The organism is Methylobacterium sp. W2, from assembly GCF_020662345.1.
Classification (GTDB): domain Bacteria; phylum Pseudomonadota; class Alphaproteobacteria; order Rhizobiales; family Beijerinckiaceae; genus Methylobacterium.
In genome coordinates, this window is record NZ_VMOA01000103.1 from 1 (window position 1) to 463 (window position 463).

General features: G+C 54.9%; 1 protein-coding gene and 1 pseudogene. Both read right to left on the reverse strand.

The window, feature by feature from the left end; all coding sequences use genetic code 11:
• Window positions 1–226: lyase family protein (locus tag FPV16_RS25910; protein ID WP_227441373.1), on the reverse strand; the 226-nt coding region annotated here is incomplete at its 3' end.
• A gap of 3 nt (window positions 227–229) precedes the next feature.
• A pseudogene (gene hflD, locus FPV16_RS25915) lies at window positions 230–463 on the reverse strand (high frequency lysogenization protein HflD); the annotation flags it as partial.

Consider the following 463-nt stretch of genomic DNA (forward strand, 5'->3'; position numbering starts at 1 on the left):
CGCTGAAACTGGCGACGATTGCATCAAGGTAACCGATTGCGTCGGCAGCAAAAGCAGGAACTTCCTTGATCGCTGCGTGCGCGGCCAGTTTTTGCAGCCAACGTACTTCAACTTGTACACGGAATTTCAGCAAACCATATTCGCTGAAAATCCCGCGCAGCGCGCTGACTTTATCGCCGTAGCGTCCATCGACAGGGGAAACGGCGGTCAGTGAGGATAATTCCATAGATCACAACTCCGGGGTTAAATGAGCAAGAATTTGTTTTGCCTGAGTGGTCAGGCGATTACGAGAAAACATCAGTTGCAGACGTCCGCCGCCGACCTGGTGCCAGAGCACGGCGGCGCGAATGCCTGCCAGCAGGGTTGCGCGAACTTTCGCCTGCACTTGTGGGCTTTGCAGTACAGCAGGGGAACCGGTGACCTGAATGCGCGGGCCAAGCGGGCTAATCACATCAACATAGAT